Raw genomic sequence first — 15500 nt, forward strand, 5'->3', positions numbered from 1 at the left:
TCTAATAAATAGAACAATTAAACACATACAAAATGAAGTATATTTTGATTTTTTTTTTAATGGCTTTCAGTTTTAACTTAAGCGCACAAAAAGTTAAGAAAGATGACAAGACCTATCAAGTGAAGAACGAAAAAATATTTCTTGACGGAAAAGACATTACTGAAACCTTGAGTATAGACGATAGAAAAACAATTTTTAAACAAGCAGCTACCGTTTCTGAAACAATGAAAGGAAAAGGTAAAGAAAAGGAAAAAGGGCAAGAGAAAATCAAGAATACTGAAAAAGAGATGAAGGAGAAAAAAGAAAATGCCTTAAAAGAAGCTGAATACAAAAAGATAAAAAAAGCAGAAAAACTCGAAAAAGAGATGAAAAGAGCTGAAAAGGCTCAAAAAAAAGCAGAAAAGGAAGCTAGAAAAGCTGAAAAAGCTTTAAAGAAAAAACAAAAAGCACAAAACCGATATAAAAAGGCAAACAGTAAATTGAAAAGTGCTCAAAAAAAATATGATAGACTAAAGAAAAAAGGGAAACTATCACCTAATGAAGAGCTTAAATGGCTAGGCAAACTAAAAGGCTTAAGAGAAGATATCGCTAGAGCAAAAAAGAAGATGTAGGCTGTTAATTTAGATTTGAAAGTAAATCTATCTTGGTTTTTAATTAAAACTGGAATAGATTTTTTTTATACTTAAAATTTGTAATTTTAAGTCATGCAAAACCAACTTAATATAGCAGTAATGCAATCTAATTTGGTTTGGGAAAACCCAGAACAAAACAAAATCAATTTCACTCAAAAAATTGAATCTATATCTGAGCCTATAGACCTTATCGTACTACCCGAAATGTTTACAACAGGTTTTACCATGAATGCAGTAGAAGTTGCTGAAACTATGAATGGTAAGACTGTGAGTTGGATGAGGCGTATTGCATCAAAAAACAATACTGCAATAGTTGGAAGTGTTATCATTTTAGAAAATAACATGTTCTATAATAGGTTACTTTTTGTACATCCTAACGGAACTATTGAACAGTATGATAAACGCCATACGTTTACTCTAGCAGGAGAACACAAAACATATTCTGCTGGGACAAATACACTAATTGTAAACTATAATGGATGGAAAATTTGCCCCTTAATTTGCTATGATTTGCGATTTCCTGTTTGGGCAAGAAACACAAAAAACTATGATGTCTTAATCTATGTAGCTAATTGGCCAAAAGTGCGTATTGATGCTTGGGATACGTTACTAAAAGCGCGAGCTATTGAAAATATGAGTTATTGTGTTGGGGTTAACCGCGTTGGCTTAGATGCCAACAATCACGAATACTCTGGGCATTCTGCTGTTTATGATGTAATTGGTAATAGACTTGATAGTATAGCTTTAGGAAAAGAAGCCATAGCCATTATTACGCTCGATAAATCTCATGTTGAAACCTACAGAAATAAGCTTGGTTTTTTAAATGATCGAGATGAGTTTACTCTAAAACAAACTCAATAATTGGATCCCAATTAGCTCTAGCATCTATCAAATCTGGATAATAACTTATACGTTCTGGCTGACGCTTTTTTAAATAATTACCAGAATCCCATTTTTGGTTAGCATTAGTATCAAAAACCACTCGCAGATAATAATTTCCAGGGTTAATGTTTCTAAAATCAAATACTTTTGCTTCAGAAGCAAACAACTCATATTTCATTTCATCTTTAGCATCTGTTAATTGAACAATAACTGGATACTCTACATTTTTTAAAGTTACTCTAACGTTAGAAAAATCTGCATAGGTTTTAGTTCGTAATGTATAATTGAGCGTATCATTTGTATTACCAAAAAAGTCTTCAAAAGTGTTAGGAAGCATCTGCACTTTATAGGTGTCAGATTCTTTTTTATTAAACTTAAATGCATAACTATTTTCTAAAGTATTAAACCGAGTTGTAAAAGGAACATTTAATGAGTCTTTATCTAATATAGTAATAGCTTTTTCGTTTATAGAAATTAAAGGAATAGAACCTTCAATCGTAAAATCTTCGTCAAAATTTAGTCCTCCAGATTGTAATGAATTTATAATTAAAGTATCTTTATCTATACTTCTAAATCTGAACTTTAGGGTATCTATATATGTTTTGTTTGTCACAACAAATCGAGTAGAGTCTAACTCTAATTTTGGCTTATACCAATAGAAAAGTGAGTCTGCACTTTTATCTTTAGTAATGCGTTTTTCAAAGCCTTCTGGTTTAGGTGATAGCATTTCAATTTGCATAGCCTTATAATCACCTTCATACCCAAAAGCAATTTTTTGTCCAGCCACCTGCTTTGGTCTTAATGCTTTAAAATCGAGTTCTTCTTTAAATAGTTTTAAACTATAAACAGAATCTGTTGGTACAGAAATTATATCATCATAAAACCCAATTTTATCACTTTTTTGCTGATATGTAAAATTACCGTTTTCGTCTTTTATAGCAACCAATAAATACTTACCAGCTTTTATATTATCAATACTAAAAGAAGTAACACTATCTAAGGTGTTTGTAACGTATTTAGGTTTTTGCTTATAAATTATCGAGTCTGTAAACGTAGAATCTATATCGTATAACATAACCGAAACAAATTCATCTGACTTTCTGTTTATGGCATCAAAAATCATACCTTTAACAGATAGCGAATCTATATATGTACCTGTAGAAAGCACATATTTATAATACGAATATGGATTGCCTTCATTATTATCTACAATACTTTCACCAAAATTAAACGCATAGGTTGTATTAGCTGCCAAAGTATCTTTAATTACAATTTTAATGTATTTACTTGCTGTTCCTAAAGGCGTTATAATAGGTTCAGGATCCATTGGAGGCGATATAATTAATTGCTTTTGTAGGTCTTTAATTTTTACATACTCATTAAAGTGAATGTAAATTTCTTTATCAGTAAAATTGGTTGAGAAATTTTTTGGAATTGTCTTAGTTATTTGTGGCGGATCTATATCTTTTTCACCACCTGATGGTGTGCCTCTATTTGCACAACTAGCTAGCATTAATAGTATAAAAAGACATATACTATTTTGAAATAAACTTTTAAGCATTATATAATTTCAATTATAAAACAAAGTAACAACATATTTAGTTTACAAACGAAACCCAACGACTTAAAATTGTTATAAAGTATTTTATATAAGTTTTAAAAATCAATCTGTTATTGCCATAGTTGCAACACTTATTTTTACACCTTCAATTACAAGTAAGGCATTTACACAATGCTCAATAGTTGCTCCAGTAGTAATAATATCATCTACTAAAAGTATATGTTTCCCTTTAAGGTTTTGTTGTTCACTTATTGCAAATATTGCATCATTATCTGAGCTTCGTTTTAATCTGCTTTTAAAAACTTGTGTTCTAGTAGCTGCTGTTTTAATTAGTGTAGATGAGTTAAACTCAGCATCTAAATCTTCAGCTATGGAAGCTCCAAATTTAGTAACTTGGTTATAGCCTCTTTTTCTAAATTTAGATTTATGCAAAGGTACAGGTACAACCACATCAATTGTATTATAACCGTTTATAGTTTTAAGCTCTGCCCCTAACCATTGCCCCAAAAACAAACCAATATCTTCATAACCGCGATACTTTAAATTATGCATCAATTGTTGCACAATTCCTTTTTTAGAAAAATGAAGTAATGCTGTTGCATGTTCTAATTTTACACGACCATAAAGCACTTTTTTAATAGTGTCATTGTCATCAAAATGAAAATTAGTAACTGGCAATTCATGTCTACACGATGTGCAAATGTAAATCTCATTATCATTTAAATAATTTTGACAACCCAAACAGGCTTTAGGAAAGAACAAGTTTAACAAGTTTTTTATCATTTCATCGATTAAAATAAGTTATCGTTTTCATATTCTTTAGTTTCGCATGATAAAATAACAAAATTAATAATGATAGTTAACCCTCAATTATTTAACTACAGATTAATTATAGGTTCTTTAATAGTTGCGATAACCGTTTTAGGTGTTTACAGTTTTAACAATTATCAATCCATTACATCGCATCAACAATTTATAGAACAAGAAAAGAAACTCGTAGAAAGCGAATTATCCCAAATGATTTCGAGATATGACGATATTTCTGTCACTAATAATCTGATGGCTTCTCAACTTAAAGTTGCTAAACAAAATACTAAAATAGTTTTAGATTCTCTAAGATTACTGCGTGGTGATTTGACTGTTATTTCACGATTTAAACAACAAGTTTTAAATTTAAAATCAAAAAACAAATCTATTTTTAATGATTTAGAGTCTTCTAACGAAGCTAAAAAAACCTTAGAAAAAGAAAAGACATTCGCTTATAATGAGCTCAAAAAACAACGCAGCCTAAATTCTACACTCTTAGAAGAAAACAAAAGTTTACATAAAAATTTAGAAGAAGCGGCTTTACTAACTGCAAATTCATTTAAAGCAAAAGCTTATAAATCTATTATTGGCAAAAAAATAGCAACCAAGAAAGCTACAAGTACAGAGAGTATCGAAGTATGTTTTGTGCTTGCAAAAAACATACTTACGGAGCAAGGTGAAAAAGAAATCTACATACAAATTGTTAACCCAAAAAACAACGTTGTTGTTGACAAAGGTGCAGTTCATTTTGGTGATTCCTCACTTATATATAGCACTAAAGAAATTATAAACTACCAAAATACAGCTATCGATATTTGTATTGATGTTAAAGCAGATGAAGATGACCAACCACTTGTAAAAGGTAATTATTTCATTAATGTTTTTCACAACAACCAAAAGCTTGGTAGTACACAAGTACAATTAAATTAAACAACCTTATATAATTTATTAAAAACCGTTTACTTAATCGTAACGGTTTTTTATTTTTGCACCATGGCAAACGAAGATCAATTTAAAAAAGTAATCTCCCATGCAAAAGAGTATGGTTACGTATTTCAAAGTAGTGAAATTTACGACGGATTAAGTGCAGTATACGACTATGCTCAAAATGGAGCAGAATTAAAGAAAAATATTCGCGACTATTGGTGGAAAGCAATGGTACAAATGCATGATAATATTGTAGGTATTGATGCAGCAATATTTATGCATCCAACAACTTGGAAAGCTTCTGGGCACGTCGATGCTTTTAACGATCCATTAATTGATAATAAGGATTCTAAAAAACGTTATCGTGCAGATGTTTTGGTAGAAGACTATTGTGCAAAAATTGAAAACAAAATTGAAAAAGAAGTCAAAAAAGCAGCTAAACGCTTTGGTGATGCTTTTAATAAAGAAGAGTTTTTAAATACTAACGGAAGAGTTCTTGGTTATCAAGAAAAAATAAACACGATTCTAAAACGTTTAGGGAAATCTCTAGAAGCAGAAGACTTAGCAGATGTAAAATTACTTATTGAAGAACTAGAAATTGCTGATCCATTAACAGGAAGCAAAAATTGGACTGATGTAAAGCAGTTTAACCTTATGTTTGGTACTAAGCTTGGTGCTTCTGCAGAGAGCGCAATGGATTTATATTTACGTCCAGAAACTGCTCAAGGTATTTTTGTTAATTTTTTAAACGTTCAAAAAACTGGACGTATGAAGATTCCTTTTGGTATTGCACAAACAGGAAAAGCTTTTAGAAACGAAATTGTTGCCAGGCAATTTATTTTTAGAATGCGTGAGTTTGAACAAATGGAAATGCAATTTTTCATTAAACCAGGCACACAGGCAAAATGGTATGAGCATTGGAAAGAAACGAGACTTAAATGGCATTTGTCTCTAGGTATGGGAGCAGATAATTATCGTTTCCACGACCATGAAAAATTAGCACATTATGCAGATGCTGCTAGTGATATTGAATTTAAATTCCCATTCGGATTTAAAGAATTAGAAGGTATTCACTCACGTACAGATTTTGATTTAAAAGCACACGAAGAGTTTTCTGGTAAAAAATTACAATACTTTGATTATGAAGATAATGCAAGCTACACGCCTTACGTTTTAGAAACCTCAATAGGTTTAGACCGTATGTTTTTAGCTGTGTTTTCAAACTCATTATGTGATGAAACGCTAGAAGACGGAAGCACACGAACTGTTTTAAAACTTCCTTCTGTATTAGCGCCTGTAAAAGCAGCAATTTTACCATTAGTTAAAAAAGATGGCTTACCAGATATAGCAAAACAAATTGTTGAAGATTTAAAATGGGACTTTAATGTTACCTATGACGAAAAAGATGCAGTTGGTAGACGTTACAGACGTCAAGATGCAAACGGAACTCCGTTTTGTATTACTGTAGATCATGACACTTTAGAAAACAATACAGTAACTATTCGTTATCGTGATACTATGGAACAAAAACGTGTAAATATTGATGAGCTACGTGACATCATAAAGAAAGATGTAGATGTTAGAACTTGGTTAATGAAGATGTAATAATTAGTACCCTTTTATAAAATAAAAACTCCCGAGATAATACTTGGGAGTTTTTTTATTGATTGAAACTATTAAAATCGATAACCAACAGTAATTCCAAATTTACCAACAAAGTCTAAGTCAGTTTCATCGTTCTTAAATAAGTTCCTTCCAAGACCGTAATTAATTTCTCCAACAAACCCTCTTTTGGTTATCCATTTACCTCCTATACCAATACCAAGCGCAAAGTCTGTGACGAAGTTTTCATTCTCATTCTCAAAAATAAAATCAAAATTACGTTCAGTACGATTAAGCATTCCAAATCCTTCTAGAAAGAATCCTCCAGCGTATTTTTTTCCAAAATAATAACGATAGTAAGGAGAAACATAATATTGTATATCATCCTTAATATTTTTATCATAAGGAAGAAAGATACTAACTCCTAAACCTGATTCATCATTAAGAAGATATTCATAATTTGCTTCAAATGCTCCAACAACTAGCATAATAGCATTTAATTTAACCTCATGTTTTCCAAAATAGAGGTTATCGTTTTCTTCCAATTCTTGAGCATTAATTGTAACAATTGAGCACAACATTAGAAATACTAAAATATTTTTTTTCATTTATTGATTGTTTTTATTAATTAAGGAATAATTGTAACAACAATTATACAATATAGACGATAAGACATTCGAAAGGTTGCGTAAGAAAAGTCTTTATTTTAAAAATAGGCTTTCAACTGTACTGTTCCTGTATGAATAGTTTTTGAGGTTTCGGTTTTTCTTCCAAAATAATTCAAGTTTAAATCTAAAAACTTAGTCAGTTTCTTTTGAGCTAGTAAACTCCAAGTAAAGTTATTTCCTGGTTGTAAGCCTTCTAGTATTTGATATGATACAGGTGTATTAGCATTTCCTGTAAATTCATTTTTAAAGAAGTTTACTTCTCCTGTCAAAGCAATTTTTTGAGCATTATTATATGTAAACGATAAACCATAATTACTTTGCAGTAGGCTTTCTTTATTACCAATTGTATTCTCTTTATTGGTATACTGGTAAAACACATCAAAACGCGCATTTTCATTAAACAAATACGAAAGTTTAGGATGCAATCTTATTTCATCAATATTATAATTTCTACTTGCAAAGTTTTCACTTAAACTTTCATTCACCTCTATACTACTTTTAAAATTAGCTAGCCAATTTTTGGCAAACTTGTGATTAAATTGAAGTTGATGGCTTTTTAATTTATTCTCTTGAAAACCTATAGACAGAATAGTTCTATTGGTACTTGTTAAAAAAGTATATGATGTTGTATAACGTTGTTTTCCTCTGTTAAAAAACAACACATTTCTCACACTTTTATTAAGTGCTAACTGATTACCATCATCATTAGAAAATGGATTAATATCAAACGTATTGCCTTCTCTCTTTAGCTTTCTATCAATTAAATAAGACGTTTGGTTATAAAAATGAGACCAAAACTGTTTTGTTTTATTTTCTGAAACTGACCATTGTTTAGGATTAACAGTCATTGTTTGACTCAATCTATTTTGGTGCGTTTTTACAAACACTTGATTTGGCAACAACACTCTAATAAAACTTCCTTGGTCTTGAAATTGTGCTAATTCAAACTCATTAAGCTCCTGTATTCCGTTTTCATTATAATCGATCCAAGTATAACCGCCTTGACCTGCTTCAACTTCTACATAGGTAAAATCTTGCTGTGCTAGTGTGCCAGAATTGGTTTCAAAAATAGTATTCCAAGCTATAATCTGGCTAAATAGTTTTTGATTAAATGCAAATCTAGAATTTAAAGATTGTTCATCTTCAAGTGCTTCATCTTCTTGCTTTAAGGTTCTAAAATTAGCATATAGACTCAAATTTGTATTTTCATTCTGAACTAATTTCGACTTTAAATAGTATGTATTAGAGCTATTTACTTTCTGCACTTTATCTACTCGCAAACTATCATTAATTCTATGTTTATAGCCTACTTCAGCAAAAACTTGTGTGCTATCTCCAACGCCATAAAAGACTTCATAAGACTTAAAACGTTGACTTAAATTTGTTAAATCATTAGTTTCTTTTAAGCGTTGCTCATTATCTTCGATAGCTAATTTTGTACCAACCCACTGTTTTTTAAATCCATACGTTAACTTATTAAAAGATCTAACAAACTCAGAAGTAGACAAACTACTTTTATTATTTAATACACTAGAATTTGAAAAGATATTGAATTTATTAAGTTGCAGATTAACTAATACATTATGACGATTACCATTAAAGTTTTCTGAATAATTAAGATGTTCAAATTTATAAGTAGCTAGTCCTTTTTTAGAATGTAAAAGTTCTAAACCTGAGGTAAGCAAATTTTGGTTTCCTAAAGGGTTTTCAAGATTCCAATCACGATTAAATTCTGCATAATACAAACGTTGTATGGTTCTAAAATCCTTCTGAATAATATCTGCATCAACATAAGCATTCAAATTCCATAAGCTATCCGTTTTAATAATGTTTTGTTTTACTTTTAGCTTGGCTGCAAATCCATTATTATTACTATCATCGATACTAGAAAATAAATTAAGGTCGTTTTTACTTCCAGCAACTTCAAAATAAATATCAGTTTTCTCAGTTGGTTTATAAGTTCCGTTTACTACTGCAACTTGAATTTTTTCTGGAGCAATAAGCCTAACTATTGGTGCATAATTTCCTTGTTGAATTCCGTTTACTGGAGCAGCATATTCAAAAATATTGCTAATAGCATTGCTATTTGTAATGATGTAATCTCCTTGGTTGCTTCCAACTAAAGTGAATTTTACATCAAACAACTCATCATCTGGGTCATTCGAAAACACAAAAACTTCAACATTATTAACTAGCTCTTTTTTGTATAAAATTCTATTTTCATTGAATGCTTCAGCAACATCTGAAGGCGCAACCATCAGTGCTTCGTCATCACCTGCATTTGCTAAAATTTGAACTTGTTCGGCAGATAAATTTTGCTGTAATGGTTGATTTTTTGAATCAACTTCAGAATAAACAGAAACGCCTAATTTTAACTTCTCAGTTTCATAACTTCCGCCTCCAAAAACTGTAAATCGCGAAAAATTACGTTCACTAAATTGGTAATCTACAGTAATTCTCATCTCAGATGTAATAGGATAAGTAGAGTTGAAAATAATCTCGCCTGCATTATAATCAATAATATAATCTTTGTTTTCGCCACGTTCTATAGGCAAGCCATTTACATAAACGGTTTCGCTTCCAGAAACAATAAGTACAAACAGCTCGTTATTTGGGCCTCTTAATTTATACGGCCCTTGATTACCTTCTTGAGCAGTAAACTGACTTGTAGTAAATTGACCTCTTACCAATGCGCCCGAAGCAAACATATTACTCTTAGATTCTGGATGCTCGAGATTAACATTAACGAGTAAACCCTGTACACGCTTACTAAAATTTGCGAAATAACTGTCGTTGTTTACCAAATCAATATCTCCTGCTCTTATGTTCCAATTGTCACTTAATAACTCTATAAAAACTTGGTCAAATTCATCTAATCGCTGTGAATATCCACTTTCTTGTAATGGTACATTTGCATCTTGTATTGAAGCTCTTAATGTGACTTTATCACTGAGTTTTCCTGAGATTTGCAAATCAAGTTCACTATTTAAAACTGAGTTTTGATTGTTTCCAATGGTCACACCTCTAGAGATACTTCCTGAAGTATTTAGTCCGCTAAAAGGTGTAAATGTATTAGTAAGCGTTGACTGATTTAATTTATACAAACGCTGAATATTATCTGTATTATCAACAATAATCTTATCATCTAACTGAAAATATTTACGCGTTACAAACTCAGGATATTTTAAATAGTCAATAATTATTGAATCTGTTTCAACAGGTGATTTAAATGTTAGAATAGCTTTTGCGAAATCAATAGTATATTTTGAACTATCTATAACAACGTTATGTTTTGTTTTTACAGTAAATAGACTAGAGTTTATACTTACGGAGTCTATCTTTATAGTATCTCTTACAGCTACTTTTTTAGTTTTATAATTAGATGATTGCTCTTGTGCTAAAGCACAAAAAGACCATAAAAAACAAATAAACGAAATAGCAATTTTCATGTAATAGATTAACTTCTAAAACCAAATATTATTTTATAGTTAAAAGCACTATAAAATAATAGCGTAAAAGTACAGTATTATTTAAATTAGCTAAAATTACTCAGTATACATTATGAAAATCATTTCTTACAACGTAAACGGCATTAGAGCCGCAATAAATAAAGGGTTTATAGATTGGTTAAAATCTGCAAATCCAGATGTAATTTGCTTACAAGAAATTAAAGCCATGGAAGAGCAATTAGACCTCAGTCTTTTTGTAGATGCAGGATACAAATACAATTATTGGTTTAGTGCTCAAAAAAAAGGCTATAGTGGTGTTGCCATCCTAAGTAAAACTGAGCCTAATCATGTAGCATATGGAACCGGAATTGAGTCTATGGATTTTGAAGGTAGAAATATTAGAGCAGATTTTGATGGCATTTCTGTAATGAGTATGTATTTACCTTCAGGAACAAATGATGCAAGACTAGCTCATAAATTTGAGTATATGGATTTAATCCATAACTATCTCAACGATTTACGTCAAGAACATCCAAATCTAGTGGTTTGTGGTGATTATAATATATGTCATGAAGCTATAGATATTCACAACCCTAAAATGAAAGGCGTTTCTGGTTTTTTACCTGAAGAACGTGAATGGCTTGGGCATTTTATTGATAGCGGATTTATAGATTCATTTAGACACTTACATCCTGAGAAACAAGAATACTCTTGGTGGAGTTACAGAGCTAATGCTAGAGCCAATAATAAAGGCTGGCGTTTAGATTATACTATGGTAAGTAAACCATTACAAGAAAAAATAAAACGAAGCGTTATCCTATCTGAAGCAGTACACAGCGACCATTGTCCAATATTAGTTGAAATAGAAAATTAGTTGGCAGTGGCAGTTTTCAATATACAGTCAAAAAAATCATTTATAACAAATAAACACCTTAACAACAAACAAATAAGCATTCAAACTATGTTCAAAAAATTGTCATTAATAGCATTAACATTAATACTAACCACTTCATGTGTTTCAAAAAAAATCTATACAGATTTAGAAAGCAAGTATGCAAATTTGAAAAAAGAAAATCGAAAATTATCAGATGATAATCGTGATTTAGAAACAGCTTTAAACAAAGCAAAAAATGAACTCAAAGACAGTCAAGAGGCTTATGAAAGTGCAATCACAGATAGAAACCTATGGGAAGCCGATTACAAAGCCTTAGTTAACGAACATAAAAACCTAGAAGATTCCTATACTGCTTTAGAAAAAAATAGTAGCGCTTCAATAGCTGCAAACTCTAAAAAAAACAGGGAGTTACTAGCTCAATTAGAAGCAAAAGAGCAAGCTATTCTAGCAGAAAATGCACGATTAGAAAAACTAAAGAAAGAATTAGAGTCTAGATCACAACGTGTTGCCGAATTAGAAAATGTCATTGCATCTAAAGACGCCGAAATGACTAAGCTAAAAGATGCAATCTCTAAAGCCTTAACCAATTTTGAAGGTAAAGGTTTAACCGTTGAGCAACGTGATGGTAAAGTGTATGTATCTATGGAAAACAAACTCTTATTTAAATCTGGGAGTTGGGCTGTTGGTACAGAAGGAAAACAGGCCGTTAAGCAATTAGGTGAGGTTTTAGCAGACAACCCAGAAATTGCTATATTAATTGAAGGACATACAGATAATGTGCCTTATAAAGGAAATAATCAACTAAACGGAAATTGGGATTTATCCACAAAACGTGCTACAGCAATCGTTAAGATTTTAAAAGAAAACGAAACTATAAAAGCTGAAAATTTAACCGCTGCTGGACGTGGTGAATTTGCACCAATAACATCAAATGAAACAGCAGAAGGTAAAGCAAAAAACAGACGTATTGAAGTAATCTTAACACCTAAACTTGATGAGATTTCTAAACTGTTAAGTGAAATATAAAAATTTGTCTGGTTGAGCTCTTCGACTGTGTTCAGAATAAACTTAAGTCGAAACCTTTTTAAAATATTAATTTAAATAATAAGATCCTGAATCAAGTTTAGGATGACAAATTATAAAATTTGCTATGAAATATACAACACTACCAAACACGAATATAAAAGTTAGTAAACTCTGCTTGGGCACAATGACTTGGGGAAATCAAAATACTCAAGACGAAGGTTTTTCACAAATGGATTTAGCATTAAACAAAGGCATTAATTTTTTTGATGTTGCTGAGTTATATCCTGTTCCTGCAACTGCAGAAACCTATGCAGAAACAGAACTTATTATAGGTAATTGGTTTACAAAAACTGGAAACAGAGATAAAGTGGTTTTGGCAACTAAAATTGCTGGACCTGGAGAATATACAGCGCATATTAGAACTAATGGCTTTAGTCCAGAAGCTATAAAAGAAGCTGTAGATAACAGTTTAAAGCGCTTGCAAACAGATTATATAGACTTATATCAATTGCATTGGCCAGAACGTCAAACCAATACATTTGGTATTAGAGATTACAATCATAATCCTAATGATAAATGGGAAGATAATTTTAATGAAATTCTCCAGACACTAGATGGTATTATTAAATCTGGAAAGATTAAACATGTAGGAATTTCTAACGAAAAAGCTTGGGCAACCATGCGTTATTTACAAGAATCTAAAGTAAATAGCTTACCACGAATGATTACCATACAAAATGCTTATTCGTTGCTCACGCGAAATTTTGAAGGTGATATGGCAGAAGTTGCCCTTAGAGAAAACATAGGGTTGCTAGCTTACTCACCAATGGCTTTTGGTGTATTATCTGGTAAATATATAAAAGGCACTGCTGGAGATAATGCACGATTAAAATTATTCCCTCGTTTTGCTAGATATAGCAATAACCAAGCTACTGAAGCAACAAAGCGTTACCTTAAAATTGCTGAAGACAACAATATGAGTTTAGCACAAATGGCATTAGCTTTTGTAACACAGCAACCATTTGTTACATCAACTATAATAGGAGCAACAAATATTAACCAATTAGAAGAAAATATTAATAGTATTGATATTACTTTAAGTGATGCTGTACTAAAAGTAATTAATGAGGTTCATGCAGAAATACCTAATCCTGCGCCTTAATTAATACAAAACATCTTTAAAACAAAAACGCCTTTCCACTAAGTGAAAAGGCGTTTTTTGATAGTATTTGATTTTGTTACCATTTTTATCTAAAAAATGATATTCAAGATATGTGTAAGCATCTCTAGGTTGTACTTTTATCCATTTTTTATGTTCTAAAAACCCTTGTTATATAAAGAGTATGGTTTTTCCGTAACAAAAACAGTTATTTTTGGCTCTACTTTAACAATGTATTAAGAGTTGTTTGGTTTTATATGAAATATATTTAAATTCTCCTTAAGAATTTATTTTAATAGTACAATAAAAAAGAAACTATTAATTAAATTTTAAACATATGAAAAACCTACTTAAAATTGCATTTCTGCTATTAGGAATACTACTACTTACATTTGGTTGCCAAAAAGATGATATTCAAGTAGAAGAAGTTGCATTGGAAAATCAAGAAATAAATTTCAACTTTAAAACAGGTAAGATTGAAGATTTCAAGGAATTAGGGAAGTTTGTGTCAAAAGACATTATTGATTATCAAGATTTAAACTATCAATTTCGATCAGCAGCAGAAGACAATAATGGTTTTACAATTATTAATGATGAAATTACTCAATTTGTTGATGACAATGGAACTACATTTACCTTAAAAATAGTAAAAGACAATCAAGAACCTAATAGTTTTAGCAATCTAATAGTTAACTTCAATGATGAAAACCCTGTTGTTGCATTTATAATTAACTACTTCCCAACAGATGATTATTTACAAAATATAGCAACAAATCCAGAAACTGTTTTTGAAGGACAATACCATATAGAAAGAATAGAGCATGCAGATGATTTAAGTTATTTGTATGAAGCCAAATATGAATGTATAAGCATATCAAATACATATTGTACTCTAGGAGGAGGATTAGCTCCAGTTGGTCCAGCTTGTTATAATCACCCCGATGGAGGTGCTCATATTCAAACATTTACTCAATCTGTTTGTTGGGAAGTTCCATCTACTTTTGATACACCTCAACCCAATCTTGACAACTCTGTAGTATCACCAGATAATCCATCTGGAGGTGGAGGCACATCTGGGACTTCTGACCCAAAAACTAACCCTAAGTTTGTAACACCTTGTGAGGTTGATAGCAATACATCGCTCATAGAAGGTAATAATGTAAACGTAATTGAAAATGAATGTGATGAAGAGAATGAGTTGGTTTTTGAATTCTATCCAAATATGGATAAAGATTGTCAGAGAAATATAATTAACAGCTTTATTGCAAACACTGATTCCCCATTAGTAAACTTTATACGGAACACTTTCTTAGGGAATAATCAATATAACTTAGCATATGAAGATATTGACCTTCCTTTAGTAGAAGGTGAAATTCCTAATGCTAATACTGTACTTCCCTCAGGTTTAAATTTTAATTCGGCTAGTGCTGTAAACATTCAATTTGATAATGGTTATTTGGATAATGCTACAAACCTTTCGATTGTTATGACTGCTGCTCATGAATTTGTTCATGATTATTTAGCTTATTTATACGCTGAAGGGTTATTACTAACTACTTATCCTCAATATACAGACTTAAATACTGCTTTCTTGGCATTTCAGAATGACTCTAATGCAGATAATGGAAGATTATTGTGAGAAGCCATGCATGATGTATATGATGATTTCTTAGATTGGATTACCCAAAGTGTATTTACTTATGCAACAAATAATAATATAGATGGGGCAACTCAAGACTACTGTAGTAAATTAGTTATTGGTTCACATCAATATACAGACGCTTTTCAAAATTTAAATGCAACAAATCAAAGTGCATATTCGTTAATAGCAGTAAATGAACAAGATGGAACAGAACAAGCAAAGGGCTCAACCTGTGAATAGGGTCATATTT

The 15500-nt window shown here is 31.0% G+C and carries 13 protein-coding genes; 9 read left to right on the forward strand and 4 right to left on the reverse strand.

Annotation, left to right across the window (positions count from 1 at the left end; translation table 11 throughout):
* Window positions 1-32 precede the first annotated feature (32 nt).
* Both BXY80_RS03150 and BXY80_RS03155 read left to right on the forward strand, forming a co-directional pair.
* The gene (locus tag BXY80_RS03150; RefSeq protein ID WP_120199753.1) at window positions 33-611 is read left to right on the forward strand and encodes a hypothetical protein; all 579 of its coding nucleotides are present in this window, start codon (window positions 33-35) and stop codon (window positions 609-611) included.
* A gap of 93 nt (window positions 612-704) precedes the next feature.
* Complete coding sequence (locus tag BXY80_RS03155) at window positions 705-1493, forward strand: amidohydrolase (RefSeq protein ID WP_120199754.1); 789 nt, start codon at window positions 705-707, stop codon at window positions 1491-1493.
* On the opposite strand, the gene BXY80_RS03160 is transcribed toward BXY80_RS03155, so the two are convergent.
* On the reverse strand, window positions 1471-3075 hold the full coding sequence (locus BXY80_RS03160; protein ID WP_120199755.1) for an Ig-like domain-containing protein: 1605 nt from the start codon (window positions 3073-3075) through the stop codon (window positions 1471-1473). The two genes, BXY80_RS03155 and BXY80_RS03160, sit on opposite strands and share 23 nt — an antisense overlap.
* A 102-nt stretch (window positions 3076-3177) precedes the next feature.
* Window positions 3178-3858 (reverse strand): ComF family protein, encoded by a 681-nt coding sequence (locus tag BXY80_RS03165; RefSeq protein WP_120199756.1) that lies wholly within the window; start codon window positions 3856-3858, stop codon window positions 3178-3180.
* Between the two features lie 69 nt (window positions 3859-3927).
* Between BXY80_RS03165 and BXY80_RS03170 the strand changes: the two genes are divergently transcribed.
* Both BXY80_RS03170 and BXY80_RS03175 read left to right on the forward strand, forming a co-directional pair.
* Window positions 3928-4812 carry a hypothetical protein gene (locus BXY80_RS03170; RefSeq protein WP_120199757.1) on the forward strand — a complete coding sequence of 295 codons (885 nt, stop codon included), beginning with the start codon at window positions 3928-3930 and terminating at the stop codon, window positions 4810-4812.
* Window positions 4813-4875: 63 nt separating this feature from the next.
* The gene (locus BXY80_RS03175) at window positions 4876-6414 is read left to right on the forward strand and encodes a glycine--tRNA ligase (protein WP_120199758.1); all 1539 of its coding nucleotides are present in this window, start codon (window positions 4876-4878) and stop codon (window positions 6412-6414) included.
* Between the two features lie 71 nt (window positions 6415-6485).
* On the opposite strand, the gene BXY80_RS03180 is transcribed toward BXY80_RS03175, so the two are convergent.
* Both BXY80_RS03180 and BXY80_RS03185 read right to left on the reverse strand, forming a co-directional pair.
* Window positions 6486-7019, reverse strand: coding sequence for a DUF3575 domain-containing protein (locus tag BXY80_RS03180; RefSeq protein WP_120199759.1), 534 nt, complete (start codon window positions 7017-7019; stop codon window positions 6486-6488).
* 98 nt (window positions 7020-7117) lie between these two features.
* A complete protein-coding gene (locus BXY80_RS03185) occupies window positions 7118-10528 on the reverse strand; it encodes a hypothetical protein (RefSeq protein WP_120199760.1) in 3411 nt (1136 codons plus the stop codon).
* 112 nt (window positions 10529-10640) lie between these two features.
* Between BXY80_RS03185 and BXY80_RS03190 the strand changes: the two genes are divergently transcribed.
* From BXY80_RS03190 to BXY80_RS03210, 5 genes are all read left to right on the forward strand, one after another.
* Window positions 10641-11402 (forward strand): exodeoxyribonuclease III, encoded by a 762-nt coding sequence (locus BXY80_RS03190; RefSeq protein ID WP_120199761.1) that lies wholly within the window; start codon window positions 10641-10643, stop codon window positions 11400-11402.
* Between the two features lie 87 nt (window positions 11403-11489).
* A complete protein-coding gene (locus BXY80_RS03195; protein ID WP_120200340.1) occupies window positions 11490-12449 on the forward strand; it encodes an OmpA family protein in 960 nt (319 codons plus the stop codon).
* Window positions 12450-12573: 124 nt separating this feature from the next.
* On the forward strand, window positions 12574-13611 hold the full coding sequence (locus BXY80_RS03200; RefSeq protein WP_120199762.1) for an aldo/keto reductase: 1038 nt from the start codon (window positions 12574-12576) through the stop codon (window positions 13609-13611).
* Window positions 13612-13945: 334 nt separating this feature from the next.
* Complete coding sequence (locus BXY80_RS03205; protein ID WP_120199763.1) at window positions 13946-15247, forward strand: hypothetical protein; 1302 nt, start codon at window positions 13946-13948, stop codon at window positions 15245-15247.
* Window positions 15248-15253: 6 nt separating this feature from the next.
* Window positions 15254-15490, forward strand: coding sequence for a hypothetical protein (locus BXY80_RS03210; RefSeq protein ID WP_120199764.1), 237 nt, complete (start codon window positions 15254-15256; stop codon window positions 15488-15490).
* Window positions 15491-15500 lie beyond the last annotated feature (10 nt).

The sequence above is a fragment of the Ichthyenterobacterium magnum genome (genome assembly GCF_003610635.1).
Lineage (GTDB): Bacteria > Bacteroidota > Bacteroidia > Flavobacteriales > Flavobacteriaceae > Ichthyenterobacterium > Ichthyenterobacterium magnum.

What these genes read in the sequence shown, in the direction of transcription:
- BXY80_RS03190 (WP_120199761.1), top strand. Translation starts at nt 10,641, where the DNA reads ATGAAAATCATTTCTTACAACGTAAACGGCATTAGAGCCGCAATAAAT.
- BXY80_RS03200 (WP_120199762.1), top strand. Translation starts at nt 12,574, where the DNA reads ATGAAATATACAACACTACCAAACACGAATATAAAAGTTAGTAAACTC.
- BXY80_RS03150 (WP_120199753.1), top strand. Translation starts at nt 33, where the DNA reads ATGAAGTATATTTTGATTTTTTTTTTAATGGCTTTCAGTTTTAACTTA.
- BXY80_RS03170 (WP_120199757.1), top strand. Translation starts at nt 3,928, where the DNA reads ATGATAGTTAACCCTCAATTATTTAACTACAGATTAATTATAGGTTCT.
- BXY80_RS03185 (WP_120199760.1), bottom strand. Translation starts at nt 10,528, where the DNA reads ATGAAAATTGCTATTTCGTTTATTTGTTTTTTATGGTCTTTTTGTGCT.
- BXY80_RS03175 (WP_120199758.1), top strand. Translation starts at nt 4,876, where the DNA reads ATGGCAAACGAAGATCAATTTAAAAAAGTAATCTCCCATGCAAAAGAG.
- BXY80_RS03210 (WP_120199764.1), top strand. Translation starts at nt 15,254, where the DNA reads ATGCATGATGTATATGATGATTTCTTAGATTGGATTACCCAAAGTGTA.
- BXY80_RS03195 (WP_120200340.1), top strand. Translation starts at nt 11,490, where the DNA reads ATGTTCAAAAAATTGTCATTAATAGCATTAACATTAATACTAACCACT.
- BXY80_RS03165 (WP_120199756.1), bottom strand. Translation starts at nt 3,858, where the DNA reads ATGATAAAAAACTTGTTAAACTTGTTCTTTCCTAAAGCCTGTTTGGGT.
- BXY80_RS03160 (WP_120199755.1), bottom strand. Translation starts at nt 3,075, where the DNA reads ATGCTTAAAAGTTTATTTCAAAATAGTATATGTCTTTTTATACTATTA.
- BXY80_RS03180 (WP_120199759.1), bottom strand. Translation starts at nt 7,019, where the DNA reads ATGAAAAAAAATATTTTAGTATTTCTAATGTTGTGCTCAATTGTTACA.
- BXY80_RS03155 (WP_120199754.1), top strand. Translation starts at nt 705, where the DNA reads ATGCAAAACCAACTTAATATAGCAGTAATGCAATCTAATTTGGTTTGG.
- BXY80_RS03205 (WP_120199763.1), top strand. Translation starts at nt 13,946, where the DNA reads ATGAAAAACCTACTTAAAATTGCATTTCTGCTATTAGGAATACTACTA.